This is a genomic window from Streptomyces sp. LS-MS-L19 (genome assembly GCF_058382285.1).
The window spans coordinates 4,859,605-4,880,280 of sequence record NZ_JBYCLL010000001.1 but is presented as its reverse complement, the minus strand read 5'-3'; the positions used below and the strand labels follow the sequence as shown (position 1 = coordinate 4,880,280).

General features: G+C 69.9%; 19 protein-coding genes, 2 tRNA genes, 1 other RNA gene and 2 pseudogenes. 17 read left to right on the top strand and 7 right to left on the bottom strand.

Annotation, left to right across the window (positions count from 1 at the left end; genetic code table 11):
• The first annotated feature begins 10 nt into the window (after positions 1–10).
• Positions 11–853 (top strand): hypothetical protein, encoded by an 843-nt coding sequence (locus tag AC2XR2_RS21840; protein WP_491516053.1) that lies wholly within the window; start codon positions 11–13, stop codon positions 851–853.
• Between the two features lie 329 nt (positions 854–1,182).
• On the opposite strand, the gene AC2XR2_RS21835 is transcribed toward AC2XR2_RS21840, so the two are convergent.
• From AC2XR2_RS21835 to AC2XR2_RS21820, 4 genes are all read right to left on the bottom strand, one after another.
• Positions 1,183–1,959: a hypothetical protein gene (locus AC2XR2_RS21835; RefSeq protein WP_491516052.1), complete on the bottom strand. Its 777-nt coding sequence runs from the start codon at positions 1,957–1,959 to the stop codon at positions 1,183–1,185.
• Positions 1,960–2,034: 75 nt separating this feature from the next.
• Positions 2,035–2,418: a hypothetical protein gene (locus tag AC2XR2_RS21830; RefSeq protein ID WP_491516051.1), complete on the bottom strand. Its 384-nt coding sequence runs from the start codon at positions 2,416–2,418 to the stop codon at positions 2,035–2,037.
• Entirely contained in the window at positions 2,412–2,840 is a 429-nt protein-coding gene (locus tag AC2XR2_RS21825; protein WP_491516050.1) for an ATP-binding protein, read from the bottom strand. Before AC2XR2_RS21825 ends, AC2XR2_RS21830 begins: the two co-directional genes overlap by 7 nt.
• 46 nt (positions 2,841–2,886) lie before the next feature.
• Positions 2,887–3,294: an NUDIX hydrolase gene (locus tag AC2XR2_RS21820; RefSeq protein ID WP_491518474.1), complete on the bottom strand. Its 408-nt coding sequence runs from the start codon at positions 3,292–3,294 to the stop codon at positions 2,887–2,889.
• Positions 3,295–3,403: 109 nt separating this feature from the next.
• Between AC2XR2_RS21820 and AC2XR2_RS21815 the strand changes: the two genes are divergently transcribed.
• The 10 genes and pseudogenes from AC2XR2_RS21815 to AC2XR2_RS21770 all read left to right on the top strand — a co-directional run bounded on the left by AC2XR2_RS21815 (position 3,404) and on the right by AC2XR2_RS21770 (position 10,441).
• Positions 3,404–4,195, top strand: a complete 792-nt coding sequence (locus AC2XR2_RS21815; RefSeq protein ID WP_390006569.1) for a GntR family transcriptional regulator — start codon at positions 3,404–3,406, stop codon at positions 4,193–4,195.
• 170 nt (positions 4,196–4,365) lie between these two features.
• Complete coding sequence (locus tag AC2XR2_RS21810) at positions 4,366–4,722, top strand: SCO3933 family regulatory protein (RefSeq protein ID WP_491516049.1); 357 nt, start codon at positions 4,366–4,368, stop codon at positions 4,720–4,722.
• Positions 4,722–6,099, top strand: a pseudogene (locus AC2XR2_RS21805) (FtsK/SpoIIIE domain-containing protein). The gene AC2XR2_RS21810 and the pseudogene AC2XR2_RS21805 overlap by 1 nt, the downstream one beginning before the upstream one ends.
• Positions 6,100–6,183: 84 nt before the next feature.
• Positions 6,184–6,813 carry a DUF2637 domain-containing protein gene (locus AC2XR2_RS21800; protein ID WP_491516048.1) on the top strand — a complete coding sequence of 210 codons (630 nt, stop codon included), beginning with the start codon at positions 6,184–6,186 and terminating at the stop codon, positions 6,811–6,813.
• Positions 6,814–6,827: 14 nt separating this feature from the next.
• A complete protein-coding gene (locus AC2XR2_RS21795; protein ID WP_062244619.1) occupies positions 6,828–7,019 on the top strand; it encodes a mobile element transfer protein in 192 nt (63 codons plus the stop codon).
• Between the two features lie 16 nt (positions 7,020–7,035).
• Positions 7,036–7,221, top strand: coding sequence for a hypothetical protein (locus AC2XR2_RS21790; protein WP_062244616.1), 186 nt, complete (start codon positions 7,036–7,038; stop codon positions 7,219–7,221).
• Positions 7,222–7,254: 33 nt separating this feature from the next.
• A complete protein-coding gene (locus AC2XR2_RS21785) occupies positions 7,255–7,503 on the top strand; it encodes a SpdD protein (protein WP_491516047.1) in 249 nt (82 codons plus the stop codon).
• Between the two features lie 119 nt (positions 7,504–7,622).
• A pseudogene (locus tag AC2XR2_RS21780) lies at positions 7,623–8,962 on the top strand (replication initiator).
• Positions 8,955–9,188, top strand: coding sequence for an excisionase family DNA-binding protein (locus AC2XR2_RS21775; RefSeq protein WP_491516046.1), 234 nt, complete (start codon positions 8,955–8,957; stop codon positions 9,186–9,188). Before AC2XR2_RS21780 ends, AC2XR2_RS21775 begins: the two are co-directional and overlap by 8 nt.
• Positions 9,189–9,199: 11 nt before the next feature.
• Positions 9,200–10,441 carry a tyrosine-type recombinase/integrase gene (locus AC2XR2_RS21770; RefSeq protein WP_491516045.1) on the top strand — a complete coding sequence of 414 codons (1,242 nt, stop codon included), beginning with the start codon at positions 9,200–9,202 and terminating at the stop codon, positions 10,439–10,441.
• A gap of 90 nt (positions 10,442–10,531) precedes the next feature.
• Here AC2XR2_RS21770 and AC2XR2_RS21765 read toward each other — a convergent pair.
• Positions 10,532–10,619, bottom strand: a tRNA-Ser gene (locus AC2XR2_RS21765).
• A 73-nt stretch (positions 10,620–10,692) separates the two neighbouring features.
• On the opposite strand from AC2XR2_RS21765, the gene ffs reads away from it, so the two are divergent.
• From ffs to AC2XR2_RS21735, 6 genes are all read left to right on the top strand, one after another.
• Positions 10,693–10,787: signal recognition particle sRNA small type (ffs, locus tag AC2XR2_RS21760), an RNA gene on the top strand.
• A gap of 72 nt (positions 10,788–10,859) precedes the next feature.
• The gene (locus AC2XR2_RS21755) at positions 10,860–13,397 is read left to right on the top strand and encodes a DNA polymerase III subunit gamma and tau (protein ID WP_491516044.1); all 2,538 of its coding nucleotides are present in this window, start codon (positions 10,860–10,862) and stop codon (positions 13,395–13,397) included.
• Between the two features lie 124 nt (positions 13,398–13,521).
• On the top strand, positions 13,522–14,775 hold the full coding sequence (gene purD, locus AC2XR2_RS21750; RefSeq protein WP_491516043.1) for a phosphoribosylamine--glycine ligase: 1,254 nt from the start codon (positions 13,522–13,524) through the stop codon (positions 14,773–14,775).
• A 318-nt stretch (positions 14,776–15,093) separates the two neighbouring features.
• Positions 15,094–17,148, top strand: coding sequence for a M48 family metalloprotease (locus AC2XR2_RS21745; RefSeq protein WP_491516042.1), 2,055 nt, complete (start codon positions 15,094–15,096; stop codon positions 17,146–17,148).
• A gap of 248 nt (positions 17,149–17,396) precedes the next feature.
• Entirely contained in the window at positions 17,397–18,905 is a 1,509-nt protein-coding gene (locus tag AC2XR2_RS21740) for a N,N-dimethylformamidase beta subunit family domain-containing protein (protein WP_381302049.1), read from the top strand.
• 93 nt (positions 18,906–18,998) lie between these two features.
• On the top strand, positions 18,999–19,898 hold the full coding sequence (locus tag AC2XR2_RS21735) for a phosphoribosylaminoimidazolesuccinocarboxamide synthase (protein WP_491516041.1): 900 nt from the start codon (positions 18,999–19,001) through the stop codon (positions 19,896–19,898).
• A gap of 44 nt (positions 19,899–19,942) precedes the next feature.
• Here AC2XR2_RS21735 and AC2XR2_RS21730 read toward each other — a convergent pair.
• Both AC2XR2_RS21730 and AC2XR2_RS21725 read right to left on the bottom strand, forming a co-directional pair.
• Positions 19,943–20,015 (bottom strand) — tRNA-Gly (locus tag AC2XR2_RS21730).
• Between the two features lie 22 nt (positions 20,016–20,037).
• The gene (locus tag AC2XR2_RS21725; RefSeq protein WP_356457622.1) at positions 20,038–20,646 is read right to left on the bottom strand and encodes a response regulator; all 609 of its coding nucleotides are present in this window, start codon (positions 20,644–20,646) and stop codon (positions 20,038–20,040) included.
• Positions 20,647–20,676: the final 30 nt, after the last annotated feature.

Genomic DNA, 20,676 nt, shown 5'->3' with positions numbered 1-20,676 from the left:
GCTCACTGTTGTGGAAATCGATGGCACCAAGCTGTTTCAACTCCTTGATCGGTTTACAGAGCACCTCAACGACTCCCTTAGCGTGGTATCGCTTGCCCACTGGGGGGCGCACTTTTCGATAGAGCACGTTGAACTCATGGAGCTGGTGCTGCAGGATGATTTCGCGCCAACGGCGAGTAAGCCTACGGTCGAGCAGAAAGCTGAGGCCGTAAAGCGAGCACAGTTCGCTAAGCGTGAGAAAGAGCGAGGCTTTCCACTGCTGCACGGGCAGGTGTTGATGGGAATGTGGGGGGTACTTGAAGCATTCGTTGAAGATTTTTGTGTATTTTGCATGGAGAACTTTCCGGAATCGCTTCGAAGTGCAAGCCTAAAGAAGATCAAAATTTCCCTTTCTGACTTCATGGGGCTTTCGGAGTCTGACAGGTTGAGATACCTGGTGACTGAGATACAGAGGGAAAAGAAGGTCGGCCTGCGGTCCGGTATAGCAGTTTTCGAGGATTTGCTTAACTCGATTGAGATCAGCGGGGAGCCGCAGAGCCGCCTTGCTGGAGAAGTTGATCGACGAGTCAGAGACCTCCTTTACGAGGCCCAGCAGATCCGGAATGCTCTTGCTCATCGGAGCGGGATTGCGGACCGAAGGCTCTGTGAAGCATGCCCTAACCTGCGACTCGTTCCGGGCCAGCGAATCCTTCTCAGCCTCAACTATATCGAGACTCTTGATGCGGCTATCAGGGTGTACGTGCTAACCATCTTGAATAGGGTTCTCTCGCTAACCGGAAAATCGCCGCTTATGGAGTCTCCTCCGGGATTCGAAGGAGCGCTCAACGTGAAATATCCACCTCCTGTCATGTGAAATACCCTCTCTCGGGGGATGCAGGAGGTCGGTGGAGCGGGTTTGGGGTGGCGCTGCTTTGGCGCGAGTGATCATGGCCCTGTAAGCTTCCGGCGCGTCGGGCAGTCTGTGGACCTGCCCGGTAAAGCACGACGTTGGGGCCATGATCTTCGAGGCTCGCGCCAAAGTGGCTCCGTAAAGCCGCGGAGCCGACCGCCCCAGCCACGACGTACCCCTTCTCTGGCATCAGGCGGCTGCATGCGCGCGGGGAGCGGAGCGAGCCGCCTTGAACCTGTAGAGAAAGTTGTAACTCACTGGCCGAAGACCTTGTGGATCTTGGACGAGGGTGGTCAGAACGGTGGCACTTCGCTGTGTCCCTCGGTGGAGTTGCGCTCGGCCGGCCAGATCAATGAGCTATCGGCTGGCAGGTCGGCATCGCAAAAGAGGAACGGGTTCCGCTGGCCTTCCAAGCCTGAGGAGTCCTCGCCCCACGCTTCGAGGGTGTCGATGGCCCGTTCGCGGTGCTGCCACAGCTCGCTTGTGCCCAAGGCCTCCCGGATCAAGGGCACAAGAGGCCCCCGGTGGTGCAGCAACCGGGGGTCATCAAGGAGTGGGATGCAGGCGGCCAGGGCTGCTTCGCGCACGTGGCGGTCGAATTCCTCGGTGTAGGGGAGAGACGCCGAGAAGAGGGTCCGTCGAATCTTCTGGATGCCGACGGCTGGCGCGTAGTCGTCGAGAGGGAATCCGTGGTGCTTGCTGCGGACTGCGGCCTCGTCGGTGACCTCGTTCGCCACTGAGGCGATCCAGCGGAGCAGCTCCGCGCGCATGCAGCCGGGGAAGGAGTGACGCTCCTTGTCCACGGTGCAGGTCGTTCGCGGGTCCGAAAGGATCGATGCGACGTACAACGCCGCGGGCACTGTCGCTTCGTAGAGCGTGTTCTGGTGGTGCAAGGTGTTGTGTATGTAGCTGAGTGCCCTGGTTCTGACGCGCTGGTCTGCGTCGAGAAGCGCTGCCAGCTCTTTGGCCGCTTCAGCGGCAGACCCGTAAGCGTGCCTCAGCGCGGCCCAGTCGGTGCGTGCCAGCAAGCCTCTGTTGGCTTCGGCCTGGTCGCTGCTGTCTGTGTTCACAGTGCCGAGAATGCCTGAGACCTGGCCCGACAGGCAGATGATCGCCGGTTTGAGTATCCGGACCAGGCACAAGCGTCAGTCGTGTCGGTGCGGTTGGAAGCGGTCGGTACAGGACGGTGGTTCGGCAGCTTGGCGGTCTGCCAGGGGCAGGAAGATCACGGGTCGGATCGTCCATGTGATGCGAGTGTGGGCTTGGGTGAGGTTCACCGTGCAGGGCTCGGCCCGTAGGAGTGCTCGTCTCGTTTCGGCGCGGCCGTCGTACAGCCACTCCCACGCTTCCTGGGAGGCGTCGGGATCCAGTGCCGGTGAGATCGTGCGCAGTGCAACCGCTACCCATCTGTCGGCTTGCGGTGCCGAGTATGCGTCGAAGGAAGCTCGCAAGACCGGCCGCCTCTCCGCGGCAAGGTCTTGGGTCCAGCACTCGCACCAGTAGCCCCGCTGCGGCTTGTCCATCAGCATGGGTGGCCTCCCGCGGGCGGAGCCGTGAACAGTTCCGCGGTGACCGTGTGGCCTCCGTCGCTCTCATGGACGACGACCCGGTGAGCGATCACGCTGACCATGCCCAGGCCCCGGCCGTGCTCGGCGTCCTGGTCCCGGCGCTCGACCTTCGGTGCGGTGCCGGCGCCTCCGTCGTCCGTGACTGACAAAGCGATGGTCTGCGCTGATACCGCCAGGGCCAGATGGAAGCTGCCCGAGTCCTGGCCGCTGGCCGTGTGCAGGATCGCGTTCGCGCTCAGCTCGCTCACGATCAGTTCGGCGTCCTCCGCCCACGGCGATCCGCTCAGGATGTCGCGGGTCCAGCGCCGCGCCCTGCTGACCTCTTCCGGGAAACCTGGGCAAGTGAGCCCCCAGACCCGGGCCCTACTCGTATACTCGTGCATACAAGTTCCTTCGTGCTGGTAGGCCGCCATGTGCAGCGGGTTCGGGCTAGACGAGTTTCACGCCGTCATGGGCGCGGATGGCAGGTGGAGACGCCGCGTCCATCGCGTCCAGGACGCGGATGGCGTACGCCTCGTCGGCAAGCTCGGAGACTTCTTCGCGGGTGGCCCAGCGCAGGGCGCGGGTCTCGTCACCGGTGGTGGGAGTGCCGTCGGCGGCCTGGCAGCGGAAGACCAGGGAGACGATCAAGCCCGTCATGTTCTTGTAGACGCCGGTCAGGGTCGCCGGAAGCGCGATCTTGATGCCGGTCTCTTCGAGGACTTCGCGTTGCAGGGCCTCGGGGATGATCTCCTCGCGTTCGAGGACACCGCCCGGCGGCTCCCACTTGCCGTTGTCCCGGCGCTGGATCAGGAGGGCTCGGCCGTGGTCGTCGACGACGACTCCGGCCACGCTCACGGAGTGCGGGCGGTCCATGCTCACGTTCCTCGGCCCTCTCGGATGGCTAGGCTCTCCACCGTAGCAACAACACTCGCCCACACGTCTAGATACCTAAAGGAGTGCTCTCGTGACCCCTGCCCTTCCCTCCGGCCAACTCGGTGATCTCGACCCCACGAGCGATCGTGCGGTCTTCCGGCAGATCGCCGACCAACTGCGCGAGGCCATCGACCGTGGGCGATTCCGAGAGGGCGAGAAACTGCCCTCCGAGGCTGAGCTAGTGGACCACTACGGGGTATCCCGGATGACCGTCCGCAACTCCTTCTCCATCCTCCAGGGGGAAGGACTCGTCCACGCCGAGCACGGCAAGGGCGTCTTCGTCCGGCCCCGCCCGCCCGTGCGGCGGCTCGCCTCGGACCGGTTCGCCCGCCGGCACCGGGAGCAGGGCAAGTCCGCGTTCATCGTCGAGGCCGACACGGTCGGCAGTCATCCCCAGGTCGACAGCCTTGAGGTCAAGGAAGAGAAGGCCAGTCAGGACATCTCCACCCGGCTCGGCTCGGTGCGGCGGGTGCTCGCCCGGCGTCGGCGGTACCTCCTCGACGGGCGGCCGGTCGAGTTCGCCACCTCCTTCCTCCCCCTCGACATCGCCCGCGGTACGCAGATCGCCGAACCCAACCCCGGCCCCGGCGGCATCTACGCCCGACTCGAAGAACTCGGCCACCGCCTCGACCACTTCGAGGAGGAGATCCGAGCCCGGATGCCCTCGCCGGACGAGGTCAAGACGCTCCGGCTGGCCTCCGGCGTGCCCGTCATCCACCTGATCCGCACCGCATTCGACACCGAGGGGCGAGCGGTCGAGGTCTGTGACACGGTCATGGCGGCGGACGCGTACGTGCTGTCGTATCAGCTTCCGGCGACCTGATCGTCATGGTTTGCGGTGGTGCGCGGGGACACTTTCCCGAACTCGTACACCTCATCATGCATACTCGTATAGACGAGTGGGCAAGTTGTGTGGCAAGGTGATCGTCGCGAGCCCGGGAGATCGGGTTCGCAGATCGCTACATGTATAGACGAGTAGATAGGGAAACTGTCTTGCGCACCATCCGTGTTGAGACCTCCGCCGCCACGATCCTCCTCACCGAGGCTCCTGAGCCCAAGGTCCGCGACCGCCAGACCGGCGAGATCGCCAAGGACGCCGTCAGCGGTGAGGCGCTGATGACCATCGGTGTCGTCTACATCGAGGACGGAGAGTCGTCCCTGATCAAGGTCACCGTGCCCGAGGGCGGTGTCTCCGAGGGCCTGAACCTGGGCGCTCCGGTCTCGCTGCCGGGGCTCGTCGCCCGGCCGTGGGAGTCCGTGTTCAACGGCCAGCAGCGCCACGGCATCGCCTTCCGCGCTGCGGCCGTCACCCCGGCCGCGTTCCCGGCCTCCATGGGGGCCACTGCCTGATGACCGACCTGACGACACTCCTGGAGGTGGGTGGTCCCCTCGCTGCGCTCGGTGGCGGGACTGCCTACACCCGGGCCAAGTGCCCGGCCGTCTACTGGTCCGCCGTCGGCGGCCCGATATCCACCGCCCGCCTGCTCAGCTCGTACACCTCCGTCATGGAAGCGTGCGGCCTGACCGTCGCCCCTTCCCGGCTGAGAGTCCTGGCCGTGAAGGCCACCACTCGCAGGGAGGTGCGGCCGGTCCCGCCCCGCCGGGGACTCATTCGGCCCACCTCCACCGGGCTGCGCATCCGGCTGCGGCTCGCCCCTGGCCAGGAACCCGCCGACGTCGCTGCCTCGGCCGAACGGCTGCGGCACGCCTGGGGAGTTCACGCCGTCTACGTCACCACCGTCAAGCCCGGTGTCGTCGAACTGCGACTCGTCGGCTACGACGTGCTGCGGCGGGTGCGCATGCCCCGCAAGACCGGCTCCGGGTTCCTCAAGGTGCCGGTCGCCCTGCGGGAGGACGCCATGCCCTTCGTGCGGGACTACCGGACCGTTCCCCACCAACTCACCCTCGGCGCCACCCTGTCCGGCAAGTCCATGTACCTGCGCCACCTCATCACCGGACTCGCCCGTCAGCCCGTCGCCCTCGTGGGAATCGACTGCAAGCGCGGCGTCGAACTGGCGCCCTTCGCCGCTCGTCTCTCCGCCCTCGCCACCGACCCGGACGAAGCCGCAGAACTGCTGCCCGCGCTGGTCAAGGAAATGGAGGATCGATACGACCTGATCAAGGCCAGGCAGGGCATCGCGCCAGACACCCCCGACGAGGAGATCACCTCCGACATCTGGGGCCTGCCCGAGAGTGAACGGCCCACCCCTGTTGTCCTGTTCGTCGACGAGGTGGCCGAACTCTTCCTCACCGCCACCCGCAAGGACGAGGAACGCCGGGACGAGATGGTCACCCAGCTCATCCGCCTGGCCCAGCTCGGCCGCGCGGCCGGCATCTACCTGGAGGTGTGCGGCCAGCGCTTCGGCGCCGAACTCGGCAAGGGCGCCACAATGCTCCGCTCCCAGCTCACCGGCCGTGTCTGTCACCGCGTCAACGACGAAGCCTCCGCCAAGATGGCCCTCGGCGACATCGCCCCGGAAGCGGTCTCCGCCGCCTGCGCCATCCCCCCCCGAACTGCCCGGCCTCGCCGTCGCGGGCGACACCTCAGGCGGCTGGTCCCGCATCCGCACGCCGTATCTCTCCCTCGGCGACGCCGCCGAGATCTGCCGGGAATCGGCGCACCTGGTGCCCGACCTGGCCGCACTCAAGCCCTTCCGGCCCGACGTCCCCGTACGCCCCGTCGAGACCCCGGTCCCGGCAGTCCTGCCGCACCCGGTGATCGACTGACGCACCCCCTCTTCACCCGGTCGCGTGACCGCCTCGCGCCACGTCCCTACCCCTGCCATGCCCAAAACCGAAAGGAGCCGGACCGTGCGCGCCCATCTGGCCCGTGTCGACGCGGTGTTGGTCCAGGCGCTCATCGCCGCCGCACTGTCCTTCGCCCACATCCACGACATCGCCATGGCGGCCGGACAGGACGGATGGAAAGCGTGGGCCTACCCGATCAGCGTTGACCTGCTGCTCGTCGCCGCATGGCGTCGACTCCGCTCCGGTACGGCCAAAACGGCTGCCTGGTGCTGGTTCGTCATCGCACTCACCGCCTCCCTCGGCGCCAACGTCGCCACCGCCGGACTCCTCGACATGACCGACGTCCCGGCCTGGCTGCGCATCCTCGTCGCGGGCTGGCCCGCGGTCGCCTTCCTCGGCGGAACCCTCCTCGCGCACTCGGCACCCCAAGCAGCCACCGACGAGAACGGCGCGGAACTCATCGAGGACCAGGAGGACGAGCCCGAAGCCACACCCGACCTGCCTGCCCAACCCACCATCGAGTCGACCCCAGCAACCCCGCCCGTCCACGTCCCGGCCGCCCTGGTCAACCACGCCCGCAAGGTCGCCGCCGAACACCGCACCCGCAACGGAACACCAATCGACACCCCAACTCTTCGCGCCCGCCTCGGTGTCCCGGCGCCACTCGCCGAAGCCATCGCCGCCCAACTCTGAAGGGAGAAGCCCACGTGACCGCCAACCGCCGCTTCCGCAACGTCACCCGCATCGGCCCTGTCCAGGTCGCCACCTCGTACGACGGCCGGGGCCGAGAGAAGCACACCGCCGCCTGCACCGCCCCGCGCTGCAACTTCTCCGCCGACTACGACAGCCGAGCCGCCGCCGAACTGGCCGCCCGCACCCACCGCTGCCCCGTCCGATGAAAGGACCCACCACCCCGTGACCGTCAGCCTCCCCCTCGTCGTCGTCCTCGGCTTCTTCGCCTGGGGAGCGATCAAGTTCCTCGGCGTCCGCACCTGGATCGTCGTCCTGATCGCCCTCTTCGGCTTCTGGCTCTCCCACACCTTCCTCGCCCCCGCCATCGAATCCGGCACACGCTCCGGCGTCACCGTCATAAACGGCTGACACATCTAGACGAGTAGATAAGGAGTCTCCGTCGTGTTCCTGCCGAAGTACCCCGACAACCCGACCCCGCCGCCCGCACACACCCACACCGCAGCCACCGCCCCGGCACCCGCCCGCCGCTCGCTGCCCTCGGTGTCCATCGATCAGAAGACGGTCCTCGCCCTGGTCGTCGGCGGAGTCGTCCTCACCGCGCTCCTGGCCGCCGTCGCCGTCACGGCCATATCCGTCGCCGTGGCCGCCGTGGTCCTGCGCTCCCTGCTGCGCGACCAGCACCGCCGCTAAATCCGCCCGGCCTCCGGGGCGACGGCACACGACCAAGCATTACGCCGCCCCGGGGCCTTCCTCCCGACCGAGCCAGTCAGAAGGGAAACGCCATCTTCACCCGCACCACCCCGGCCCCCATGCCGGAACTCGCGAACCTGGCCGCCCAGGGCACCCTCCCCGGTATCCTCCGCCAGCTCTCCGGCCTCGGCGGCTGCACCCACCCCATCCGCCTCGACGGCCACCGCACCGAATACGACCTCGACACCACCACCGGCGAGATCCGCCGCATCCTCCAGCACCTCGACTCGACCAGCCTCCCCGCCGGCCAACTCCTCGTCCGCTGCAACAACCGCCGCACCACCCGCTGCCCGGCCTGCGCCGAGGTCTACCGCCGCGACACCTTCCACCTGATCACCGCCGGACTACGCGGCGGCAAAGGCACCCCCGAACAGGTCGGCACCCACCCCCGCGTGTTCGCCACCTTCACCGCCCCCGGCTTCGGCCCGGTCCACAACCGCCGCACCGACGGCCGCCCCTGCCGCTGCGGAACCCACCACGACCAGGACGACGACACCCTCGGCACCCCACTCAACCCCGACACCTACGACTACGAAGCCGCAGTCCTCTGGAACGCCCACGCGGGCGCCCTCTGGCGGCGCTTCTCGATCTACCTCCGCCGGGAAGTCGCCAAGCGCGCAGGCCTCTCACAACGGCGTCTCCGCGACTACGCGCGCGTGTCCTTCGCCAAGGTCGCCGAATACCAAAAGCGCGGAGCCGTCCACTTTCACGCGGTCATCCGCATCGACGGTCCGGAAGGTGGCAACACCCTGCCGCCCGCATGGGCCACAGCCGAACTCCTCACCGACGCCATCGAAACCGCCACGACCAAGGTCCGTGTCGACGGTCCGGTCATCGACGGCCGCCCCCACACCTTCACCTTCGGCCGCCAACTCGACGTCCGCACCATCCGATCCGCCGACTTCAACGACGGCCAGGAGCTGACAGAACGAGCCGTCGCCGCCTACATCGCCAAGTACGCCACCAAGGGCGCCGAAACAGCGACCGGCGCCCTCGACCGGCCGCTGAAGTTCGTCGCCGAACTCGCCCAGCTCGACCTCAGCGACCACGCCCGCCAGCTCATCCGAACCGCCTGGACCCTCGGCGCCCGTAAGAGCCTCGAACACCTCCGCCTGCGCGCCTGGGCCCACATGCTCGGCTTCCGCGGCCACTTCTCCACCAAGTCCCGCCGCTACTCCACCACCCTCGGCGCCCTCCGAGACGCCCGCGCCGAATGGCGACGCGCGCAGGCGACAACAGCTACTGATGACCCAACCACCTACGGAAATCCGGAGGTGACCACGACCTTGGTCGTCGCCCACTGGGTCTTCGCCGAACCGGCCTCTCCGACACCGAAGCCTGGCTGTCCGCATCCCTCGAACCCGCCCCCGGAACGGAAGGAGAACCAACTCGTGGCTGAGCCCCAAGTCCCCGCCAGCAGGCCCGAGCAGCCTGACCCCGCCCTCGTCCTCCTGACCGTCGAGGAAGCCGCCCGGCGCCTCCGCATCGGCCGTACGACATGCTTCCGCCTCGTCCTCGCCGGAGAGATCGAGTCGGTCACGGTCGGAAGACTCCGCCGAGTCCCCGCCGACGCCGTGCCCGCCTACGTCACCAAGCTCCGCCACCGACCCGCCCAAGCGGCCTGAGGGGGCGCGACATGGCAGAGAAGAAGACACGCACCCGACAGCCCAACGGCGCCTCCTCCATCTACCTCGGCAAGAACGGCAAGTGGCACGGCCGAGTGACAGTCGGCGTCCGCGACGACGGCAAGCCGGACCGCCGCCACATCGAGCGCAAGACCAAGGCGGAGGTGACCAAGGCTGTCCGCGAAATGGAGCGGGCGAGAGACGACAAGAAGCTCAGGAAGCCCGGTCAGAGCTGGACGCTGCAAGCCTGGCTAGAGCACTGGGTCGAGAACATCGCCAAGCCGTACGTCTCCGAGAACACGTACGACGGCTACGAGGTCGACGTACGCGTACACCTCGTCCCTGGCCTGGGCGCCCACAAGCTCGACAAGCTGGAGCCCGAGCACCTGGAGCGCTTCTACCGGAAGATGCAGGAGTCCGGGAGCTCCGCCGGCACTGCCCACCACGCTCACCGCACGATCCGCGTCGCCCTCGGTGAGGCCAAGCGGCGTGGACACGTCGCCACCAACGTGGCCGAGATCGCCAAGGCTCCGCGTCTCGAAGAAGAGGACATCGAGCCGTTCACAATCGAGGAGGTTCAGAGCCTCCTCGTCGAGGCCGCCAAGCTCCGCAACAGTACGAGGTGGGTCGTCGCCCTGGCGCTCGGCCTCCGCCAAGGAGAAGCGCTCGGCCTCCACTGGGAAGACGTCGACCTCGGTACGGGATACGTCCGCATCCGCAAGAACCGTCTCCGCCCCAAGTACGCCCACGGTTGCGGCGACACCCCATGCGGCCGCAAGGCTGGCTACTGCCCCCAGAAACAGCAAACCCGTCGCGAGCACAAGTCCACCAAGTCCCGTGCCGGACGTCGCACCATCGGTCTCCCCGACCCGCTGATCAAGCTCCTCCGCCAGCACCAGGAGCAGCAAGAGAAGGAGCGAATCGAGGCCGGAGCCGACTGGGAGGACAAGGGATACGTCTTCGCCTCCCCGACCGGCGGCCCGCTCAGCCCCAACACCGACTTCCACACCTGGAAGAAGCTCCTGCGAGACGCGGGCGTACGAGACGGCCGTCTCCATGACGCTCGCCACACCGCCGCGACCGTCCTCCTGATCCTCGGCGTCCCCGACGTCGTGGTCGACGCGATCGTGGGCTGGGAGCCCGGGGGAGCGGCACGCATGCGCGCTCGCTACATGCACGTCACCGGAACGCTCCTGCGGAAGGTCGCCCAACAAGTCGGCGACGCTCTCTGGGAGCCACCAAAGACGAGCTGAAGCCCAACTGAGACGGAAACTGAGACGGACAACGTCGAAGGGCCCCACCGCGAACGGTGGGGCCCTTCGACATCGTGCCCGGTGAGGCACTGGCGGAGGATACGAGATTCGAACTCGTGAGGGGTTGCCCCCAACACGCTTTCCAAGCGTGCGCCCTAGGCCTCTAGGCGAATCCTCCGCCGCAAACAATACAAGACGTTGAGGAGTGCTCGCGAACTCGTTCCCACCCCTCGCCATCGGGTACTGTTTGGGCAGCCCCTCACGCGGCGCTATCTGACTGAACTCCCCCAGGGCCGGAAGGCAGCAAGGGTAGGTTGGCTCTGGCGGGTGCGTGGGGGGCGTCTGCGTTGCCGCCCAGAGGCTGGGCGGAGGGCTCGCGGGGGCCTCGTTGTCAGTGGGCGCCTATAACCTCGTATGCGTGTCGTCTCTCGCGCTGTACCGCCGCTATCGCCCGGAGTCGTTCGCCGAGGTCATCGGGCAGGAGCATGTCACCGACCCGCTGCAGCAGGCGCTGCGGAACAACCGGGTCAATCACGCGTACCTGTTCAGCGGTCCGCGTGGGTGCGGGAAGACCACCAGCGCACGCATCCTCGCCCGGTGTCTGAACTGCGAGCAGGGGCCCACGCCGACCCCCTGCGGCCAGTGCCAGTCCTGCCAGGACCTCGCTCGCAACGGCCCGGGTTCCATCGACGTCATCGAGATCGACGCCGCTTCCCACGGTGGCGTGGACGACGCCCGTGAGCTGCGCGAGAAGGCCTTCTTCGGGCCTGCCGGCAGCCGCTACAAGATCTACATCATCGACGAGGCCCACATGGTCACGTCGGCCGGCTTCAACGCGCTGCTCAAGGTCGTCGAGGAGCCGCCGGAGCATCTCAAGTTCATCTTCGCCACCACCGAGCCCGAGAAGGTCATCGGGACGATCCGCTCCCGGACCCATCACTACCCCTTCCGGCTCGTACCGCCCGGCACCCTGCGCGACTACCTCGGAGAGGTGTGCGGCAAGGAGAACATCCCCGTCGAGGACGGGGTGCTGCCGCTCGTCGTCCGGGCCGGTCAGGGCTCCGTGCGTGACTCCATGTCCGTCATGGACCAGCTCCTCGCCGGAGCGCGCGAGGAGGGTGTGACGTATGCCATGGCCACCTCCCTCCTCGGCTACACCGACGGCTCCCTCCTCGACTCGGTCGTCGAAGCCTTCGCCACCGGTGACGGCGCTGCCGCCTTCGAGGTCGTCGACCGTGTCATCGAGGGGGGCAACGACCCCCGCCGCTTCGTCGCCGACCTGCTGGAGCGGCTGCGCGATCTGGTCATCCTCGCCGCCGTGCCCGACGCCGCCGAGAAGGGGCTCATCGACGCCCCCGCCGACGTCATCGAGCGGATGCAGGCCCAGGCCGGCATCTTCGGCGCCGCCGAGCTCAGCCGCGCCGCCGACCTCGTCAACGAAGGCCTGACCGAGATGCGCGGCGCCACCTCGCCCCGCCTCCAGCTGGAACTCATCTGCGCGCGCGTGCTGCTCCCCGCCGCCTACGGCGACGAGCGCTCCGTGATGGCCCGCCTCGACCGCATCGAGCGCGGCGTGAACTTCTCGGCCGGCGCCGGCACGCCCGCGACGGGCGGGGGCATGGGCATGGCCATGGGGTACGTGCCGGGGCCCGAGGCGCACGGGGGAGCGGCCCTCGGCGCGCCTGGTAGCCCCGGTGCCCCGATGGCTCCGGTCCCGCCCGGAGGCGGCCCGGCCGCGGCCCGCGCGGCGGTACGGGCTTCGGGTGCGGGCCCCAACGCCGCCTCCGGCACTCCCGTGGGTGGCCCAGGCGATGCCACCCCGCCCGGCGGCCTCCCCACCGGAGCAGGAGTCACGGGTGGACACCCCGGTGCTACGGCCGACTCGGCGCCGCCCGCCGGCCCGTCCCCGACCACCGGCTCACCCTCGGGCCCCTCCGCCGCACCCGCGCACGGCTCTCCCGCGGACCAGGGCCCCGCCGCACACCCCCAGACTCACCAGCCCAACCAGCCCAACCAGCCCACCCCGACCCCGACCCCCGCACCCCCGACCCCCGCACCCTCGGCCTCCGCTCCCGCCCCCGGCGCCTGGCCCACCGCCGCCCCCGCCGGTGGTGGACGGCGTCCCGGTGGCTGGCCCACCGCGGCCACGGCCGGAAGTGGCGGTCAGTCCCAGGCCCCCGCGGCTCATCGCCCCGCGGCCACCCCAGCGGCACAGGCGCACGCACCGGCCCAGCCCACCCCCGCGGCCCCCGCCCCCGGCCCGGCCGCCTACGCCCCCCCGGCCGGTGGCCTCGACCCCCGCCAGCTCTGGCCCAACATCCTCGAAGCGGTCAAGAACCGCCGCCGCTTCACCTGGATCCTGCTCAGCCAGAACGCCCAGGTGACCGGCTTCGACGGCACCACCCTCCAGCTCGGCTTCGTCAACGCCGGCGCCCGTGACAACTTCGCGAGCAGCGGCAGCGAGGAGGTGCTGCGCCAGGCCCTCACCGAGCAGTTCGGCGTCCAGTGGAAGGTCGAGGCGCTGGTCGACCCGTCGGGCGGCGGCGCGTCGGCCCCCGCATCCGGCGGCTTCAACAGCGGCGGCGGTGGCTACGGCGGAGGCGGAAACCCCGGCGCCCCCGGCACCCCTGGTGGCTACGGCAGCGGCGGCTACACCGCAGGCCCAGGTACCGGCACCGGCACAGGCACCCCGGGCGGAGGCTACGGCGCCCCCACCCCCCAGCCCTCGCCGTCCGCCCAGCCGTCACCCACCTCCACGTCCCAGCCCACCCCGCCCCCGACCTCCACGCCGGCGCCCGCTCCCCGCCCCTCCGCCCCGAAGCCCCCACCGGTCTCCATCGAGGACGACATCCCGGAGGACGACGACCCCGACCTCAACGAGTCCGCCCTCTCGGGCCACGAACTGATCGTGCGGGAACTGGGCGCGACGGTCGTCGAGGAGTTCACGAACGAGTAGAGCGAGCGGCCACCGGAGACTGGTCTCACGCCCCTCTTCAAACCCCTCCCCTTGGAGGAACCCACAACTCCGCTCCCCCCACCCCTTAGGAACCCCCCACAAAAACCCCGTTAGGCTGACCCCCGTGAAGGTCCTCGTCATCGGTACCGGCGCCCGCGAACACGCCCTGTGCCGCTCCCTGTCCCTCGACCCCGACGTCAGCGCCCTGCACTGCGCCCCCGGCAACGCCGGCATCGCCGAGGTCGCCGAGCTGCACCCGGTCGACGCCCTCGACGGCGACGCCGTGACCGCGCTCGCGCAGCGACTCGAGGTCGACCTCGTCGTCGTAGGCCCGGAGGCCCCGCTCGTCGCGGGAGTCGCCGACGCCGTACGCGCCGCGGGCATCCCGGTCTTCGGCCCGTCCGGGGAGGCCGCGCAGCTCGAGGGCTCGAAGGCCTTCGCCAAGGACGTCATGGCCGCGGCCGGGGTCCCGACCGCCCGCTCCTACGTCTGCACGACCGCCGAGGAGGTCGCCGAGGCCCTGGACGCCTTCGGCGCCCCGTACGTCGTCAAGGACGACGGTCTCGCCGCCGGCAAGGGCGTGGTCGTGACCGGCGACCTCGACGAGGCCAAGGCGCACGCGGCCGGCTGCGAGCGGGTCGTCATCGAGGAGTTCCTCGACGGCCCCGAGGTCTCCCTGTTCGCCATCACCGACGGTGACACAGTCCTGCCGCTCCAGCCCGCCCAGGACTTCAAGCGCGCGCTCGACGGCGACGAGGGCCCGAACACCGGCGGCATGGGCGCGTACTCCCCGCTGCCCTGGGCCGACCCCAAACTGGTCGACGAGGTCCTCCAGACCGTCCTCCAGCCGACCGTCGACGAGATGCGCCGCCGCGGCACCCCCTTCTCGGGTCTCCTCTACGCCGGTCTCGCGATCACCTCCCGGGGCGTCAGGGTGATCGAGTTCAACGCCCGCTTCGGCGACCCCGAGACCCAGGTCGTGCTGGCCCGTCTCAAGACGCCGCTGGCCGGTGTCCTGCTCGCCGCCGCGAGCGGCAACCTCGAGGACCTGCCGCCCCTGCGCTGGAGCGAGGACGCCGCGGTCACGGTGGTCGTCGCCTCGCACAACTACCCCGGCACCCCGCGCACCGGCGACCCGATCACCGGCCTCGACGAGGTGGCCGCCCAGGACGCCCCGCACGCCTACGTCCTGCACGCGGGCACCAAGCGGGACGGGGACGCCGTCGTCAGCGCCGGGGGCCGCGTCCTGTCGGTCACGGCGTCGGGCAAGGACCTCACGGAGGCCCGTGAGCGCGCGTACCGGGCGGTGGCCCGTATCCGCCTCGACGGCTCCCAGCACCGCACGGACATCGCGGCGAAGGCGGCGTCCGGGGCCTGAGGCGCCGTAGCGGCCCGAAAGGCCCGAAACCGGGGCGAAAACCCCGGCCCGAACAACCCGATCGGCCCCGGATCCGTCTAAGGATTCGGGGCCCGATCTTTGCCGTACGTCATTCACCTTTCCCCAAAGCCATTCCATCGAGTGACCGGGGCGCCATACGGCTGACGGGGGCCCAGGGCCCAACTATGGTGCGGCGGAAGCGGTCCGGCACTTGGCCCACCGGCATTGCGATGTCAGTGGCGACTGCCACAGTGGGGGAGTGAGCAACGCCAGGACAGCTGGGCATTCAGGACGGCAGGGAGGGGGTGAGGTCCGGTCGTGACCGGAATCGGTGTGGAGGCAGGCGCGCAGGCCGCGCGCTCCCGGGCCCTCGCCGTGCTGCGCATCCGCAGCCGTGCGCTGGCCGTGGCGCTGCTGCCCGCGGCGGTCGCCGTGGTGCTGCTCGCCGGAGGTTCCACCGGGCATCTCGTGGGCGGGGGCTGGGACGCGGCCCGGCTGGCCATGAGCGTGCTCGGCGTGCTCGTGCTGCTCGCTGCCGGGGCCGTGGCCCTGGTGGTCGCCCGGGCCCGGCCGGCCGTCAGTCCGACCGTCGCCATCGCCGAGGAGTCCGCGCCCGACCTGTACCGGATGGTGCGTGACCTCGCCGACCGGCTGGACGTGCCCGCGCCCTCCGCGATAGCGCTCACCCCGGACTGCGACAGCTGGCTGGAGGACCGGACCCACCCCGCCCACGGCCCGCCTCCGCAGGAGGGCCGGGACGACGAGATCGCGGGCGTCCGCGGCTCCCACCGCCGGGTCCCGGCGGCGCCGGTGCTGGTCATCGGGTCCCCGTTCCTGTGGTGGATGCGTGTCGGGGAGCTGCGCGCGGTGCTGGCTCCGGTCGTCGCCGGTACGGGGCCCTCGGCGCACCCGGACATAGCCGCGGCCCGCCGTTTCGTACGGGGTCTGGACGCGGCGGTGGCCGTCGGCTCCACCCCCGGCCGCTGCCCGCTCACCCGCGTGCTCTGCGCGAGCGTCGCCTGGGTGGCCCGCGTTCTTCTGCGCAGCTGCCGGGAGCACGCGGCCCTGATGGAGCGCGGGGTGGCCGCGGCGGCCGCCGAGCGTGCACAGGCTGTGGATTACGGCCTGCGGATCGTCGCGCAGGAACAGGTGGGCCTGGCGTACGCCGGCTGGGACCGCCTCCTCACCCGGGTCGCGCTGCCCGCCTGGCGGATGGGCCGCTGGCCGTCCCGTCTGGACGCGGGAGTGGTGGCCGCCCTCACCGAGCTGTCCCGCCGTGACCGCCTGGCCGAGGGTTTCGCCTCCCGCCTGGGCGAGCGTCCCGCGTGCGACCTGCTGGAGGAGCCCGGCGCGATCGACGAGGCGGCCTCCCTTCTCGCCGCCCGCCTCTTCCACGGCGGTCCCGCGGAGAACGGTCCGGACTGGGCCCCGGTGGACTGGCAGGAGTACCCGGAAGAGGTCGTGGACCGGAAGTGGCGCCTGGACGCGGCCCGCCTCCACCGGGTCCTCGACGCCCAGGGCGTGACCCACACCCCGGGCACCACCCCACCGGACTCCGACGCCCCCACCCTCGCCCGAGTCCTGACCCACCTGTCGACCCCCCACCCCACACCCCCCTCGCCGACGGCCCCAGTCACCGACCGTCCAACCCCTCCACCAACCGAACCGGCCACCGACCTCACGTCCCCATCCCCGACCGAACCGGCCACCGACCTCACGGCCCCATCCCCGACCGAACCGGACACCGGCTTCACGGCTCCATCCGCGACCACCTCGGAGCCCGACCCCACGGCCCCGCAGTCGACCGGCTCGGACGCCGGTGACCTGACGGCCCCACAGTCGACCGGCCCGGACTCCGGTGACCTCACCACACCACAGCCGACCGGCCCGACCACCCCCGCCCAGGCCACCCCCCAAGCGCCCACCGCCCCCACCCCCGAACACGCCCCGGCGGACAGCGCAAGCGGCCGCTCCTCACTGGTCGTAGGTGAAGCCGAGACGCTCGCCGCCGCTCTCACCGCTGAGCTCGCCCGGGAGGAAGCCGCCACCCCCCACTCCGGCAGCACCGCCCTCGACACCACCCCCTGGGACGACACCGCTCTCCCCCTCTTCCCCCTCCAGCCACCCCGCAGCGCCCGGGAACTGCTCACTGACCACGTCACCGCGATGGTCTGCTGCGCCGCGATCGACACCGCGGGCGCCACCCCCGGCCTGGACTGGCTCGACGGCCCGTCCCTCCTCATCAACGGCGAACGCGCGGCCGATCTCACACCCCGGGTCCTCAGCCTCGTCGAGGACGGTGACCCCGCGCCCCTGCGCGCCTGGCTGGTCAAGTCGGGGATACGTCCCGAGAAGCCCGTCCGCCTCGTCTGACCGACCCGGAAGCCCCGCTTCCACTTTCGGCCAATTCGCAACGAATAGTGACAGCCTGGGTGCGGAATGTGATGTGCTGGGACCGATCGCGCACATGGCATGGGCGCGCGCCATAGGACAGACGCACAACCTGCGCACAAAGCACCGGCACAGCACGAGCACCAGCACCAACCAGCACCGGCACCAACCAGCACCGCACCGCACCGGCCACGACGAACCAACGGGGGCACGAGGGAGGGGGAGCCACCATGGGCCCAGGACCGGAGCACATCCGCCGTTGGGAGTCGGGAGCACTCGCGCATGCCGTGACGGACCCGTTCGGCCAGGGCCCCGTCCCCTGGCTCCGCGGCACCGAGACCTACTTCGACGACACCGGCCAGGTAGTCCCCTGGTACGTCGAGACGGACCCGGCCCACACCCCGAAGCAGGGCGCCCGCGTCCCCGCCCCCCGCACCGCCCCCACCGGCGGCGGCCCCCGCTCCGCCGACGACGTCCGCCGCCAGATCAAGGGCTTCACCTCGACCGGCGCGGTCGCCCCCGGCGAGGCCGTCGACTTCCACATCACCGTCGACCCGCCGCAGGAGTTCGGCGTCGACATCTACCGCATCGGCCACTACGGCGGCGACGGCGCGGCGAAGATCACCACCAGCCCCCGTCTCTCCGGCATCGTCCAGCCCCCGCCGCTGACCGCGGACCGTACGGTCTCCTGTCACCACTGGTGGCTCAGCTGGCGCCTGCAGATCCCGTCGTACTGGAGCATCGGGGCGTATGTGGCCGTCCTCACCACCGCCGACGGCTACCGCTCCCACATCCCCTTCACCGTCCGCGACAACCACCCGGCTGACCTGCTGCTCCTGCTGCCCGACGTGACGTGGCAGGCGTACAACCTCTATCCGGAGGACGGCCGCACCGGCGCGAGCCTCTACCACGCCTGGGACGACCAGGGCCGGCTCCTGGGGGAGAAGGACGCCGCGACCACGGTCTCCTTCGACCGGCCGTACGCGGGCGCGGGCCTGCCGATGCACGTCGGCCACGCCTACGACTTCATCCGCTTCGCCGAGCGCTACGGCTACGACCTCGCCTACGCCGACGCCCGCGACCTGCACGCAGGACACCTCGACCTCACCCGCTACCGGGGCCTGGTCTTCCCCGGCCACGACGAGTACTGGTCGACGGCCATGCGCCGCGCGGTCGAGCGGGCGAGGGACAGCGGCACCTCGCTGGTCTTCCTGTCCGCCAACACCATGTACTGGCAGGTCGAGTTGGGCCCCTCGCCCTCGGGCGTCCCCGACCGCCTGCTCACCTGCCGCAAGCGCAAGGGACCGGGCAAGCCGGTGCTCTGGCGCGAAATCGACCGGCCCGAGCAGCAGTTGGTCGGCATCCAGTACGCGGGACGGGTGCCCGAGCCGCACCCCCTGATCGTCCGCAACGCCGACCACTGGCTGTGGGACGCGACCGGCGCCCACGAGGGCGACGAGCTCGCCGGCCTGGTCGCGGGCGAGGCCGACCGCTACTTCCCACGCACCCCGCTCCCCGAGCACGACGACCGCATCCTGCTCGCCCACTCGCCGTACGCCGACAGCGAGGGCGCCCTCCGTCACCAGGAGACGTCCCTGTACCGCGCCCCCTCCGGCGCCCTGGTCTTCGCCGCCGGCACCTTCGCCTGGTCTCCGGCGCTGGACCGCCCGGGCCATGTCGACCCCCGGGTCCAGCGCGCCACCGCCAACCTCCTGGACCGCATCTGCAAGCGTGACTGAGCTCGCGTACCAGCCCATGCCCTGACCCCAGGTCCAAGGTCAGAGCCTCATACGGGACAATCGACCCGTTGGACATACCCACGGGGAGGAACCGTGTCCGGATTCGTAGAAAAGCCCGAGCCGCTCCAGGTTCCGGGCCTGGTGCACCTCCACACCGGCAAGGTGCGCGAGCTGTACCAGAACGAGGCGGGCGACCTCGTGATGGTCGCCAGTGACCGCCTGTCCGCCTTCGACTGGGTGCTGCCGACGGAGATCCCCGACAAGGGCCGCGTCCTCACCCAGCTGTCGCTGTGGTGGTTCGACCAGATCGCCGATCTGATGCCGAACCACGTGCTGAGCACCGACCTGCCCGAAGGCGCCCCCGCGGAGTGGGCCGGCCGCACCCTGGTCTGCAAGTCGCTTCAGATGGTCCCCGTGGAGGCCGTCGCCCGCGGCTATCTCACCGGCTCCGGACTGCTGGAGTACAACGACTCCCGCACGGTCTGCGGCCTCGCCCTCCCCGAGGGCCTGGTCGACGGCAGCGAGCTCCCCGCCCCGATCTTCACCCCGGCCACCAAGGCCGCCGTCGGTGAGCACGACGAGAACGTCTCCTATGAGGAGGTAGCCCGCCAGGTCGGCGCGGACACCGCCGCCCAGCTGCGCCAGGCGACCCTCGCCGTCTACAGCCGCGGCCGGGACATCGCCCGGGACCGGGGGATCATCCTCGCGGACACCAAGTTCGAGTTCGGCTTCGACGGGGACACCCTCGTCATCGCGGACGAGGTCCTCACCCCGGACTCCTCCCGCTTCTGGCCGGCCGACCAGTGGGAGCCGGGGCACGCGCAGCCGTCGTACGACAAGCAGTACGTGCGCGACTGGCTGACCTCGCCGGAGTCCGGCTGGGACAGGAAGAGCGAGCAGCCCCCGCCGGCGCTGCCGCAGGAGGTCGTGGACCGCACCCGCGCCAAGTACATCGAGGCGTTCGAACGACTGACGGGCACGAGCTGGTCGTAACGCGAAAGGCCCCCGGTGAGAACCGGGGGCCTTTGCCGATACAGAGCGAACGACGAGGTTCGAACTCGCGACCTCAACCTTGGCAAGGTTGCGCTCTACCAACTGAGCTACGTTCGCATGCGCCGTGGCGCGGGAACCACTATACCCAACCTCGCTCGCGTGCGAGCCGCACGGCCGCATGACGGTTCTCCGCCCCGAGCTTGGAGACGGCCGAGGACAGATAGTTCCGTACGGTTCCCTGCGACAGGGCGGCCCGTTCGGCGATCTCCGCGACGGGCGCCCCGTCGGCGGCGAGTTCCAGCACCTCGGCCTCCCGCGCGGTCAGCGGCGAGTCCCCGGCGGAAATCGCGTCGGCGGCCAACTCGGGGTCGACGTAACGGTTTCCGGCGTGCACCGTGCGGATGATCTCCGCGAGCCGCTGCGCGCTCACGGTCTTCGGGACGAACCCGCGCACACCCGCCTCAAGAGCCCGCTTCAGATGCCCGGGCCGACCGTGACTGGTGACGATCAGCACCTTGCACGACGGCAGTTCCGAGCGCAGCGATGTGGCGACCTTCACACCGTCCGCCCCGGGCATCTGCAGATCGAGTACGGCGACGTCGGGCCCGTGCGCCCGGGCCATCGCCAGCGCCTCGGGACCGGTGGCCGCCTCCGCGACGACCGCCAGGTCGTCCTCCAGGGAGAGCAGCGCGGCGAGCGCACCCCGGATCAGATGCTCGTCGTCGGCGAGCAGCACCCGCAATGTCACGCCCCGACCTCCACCGACAGACCTCCACCG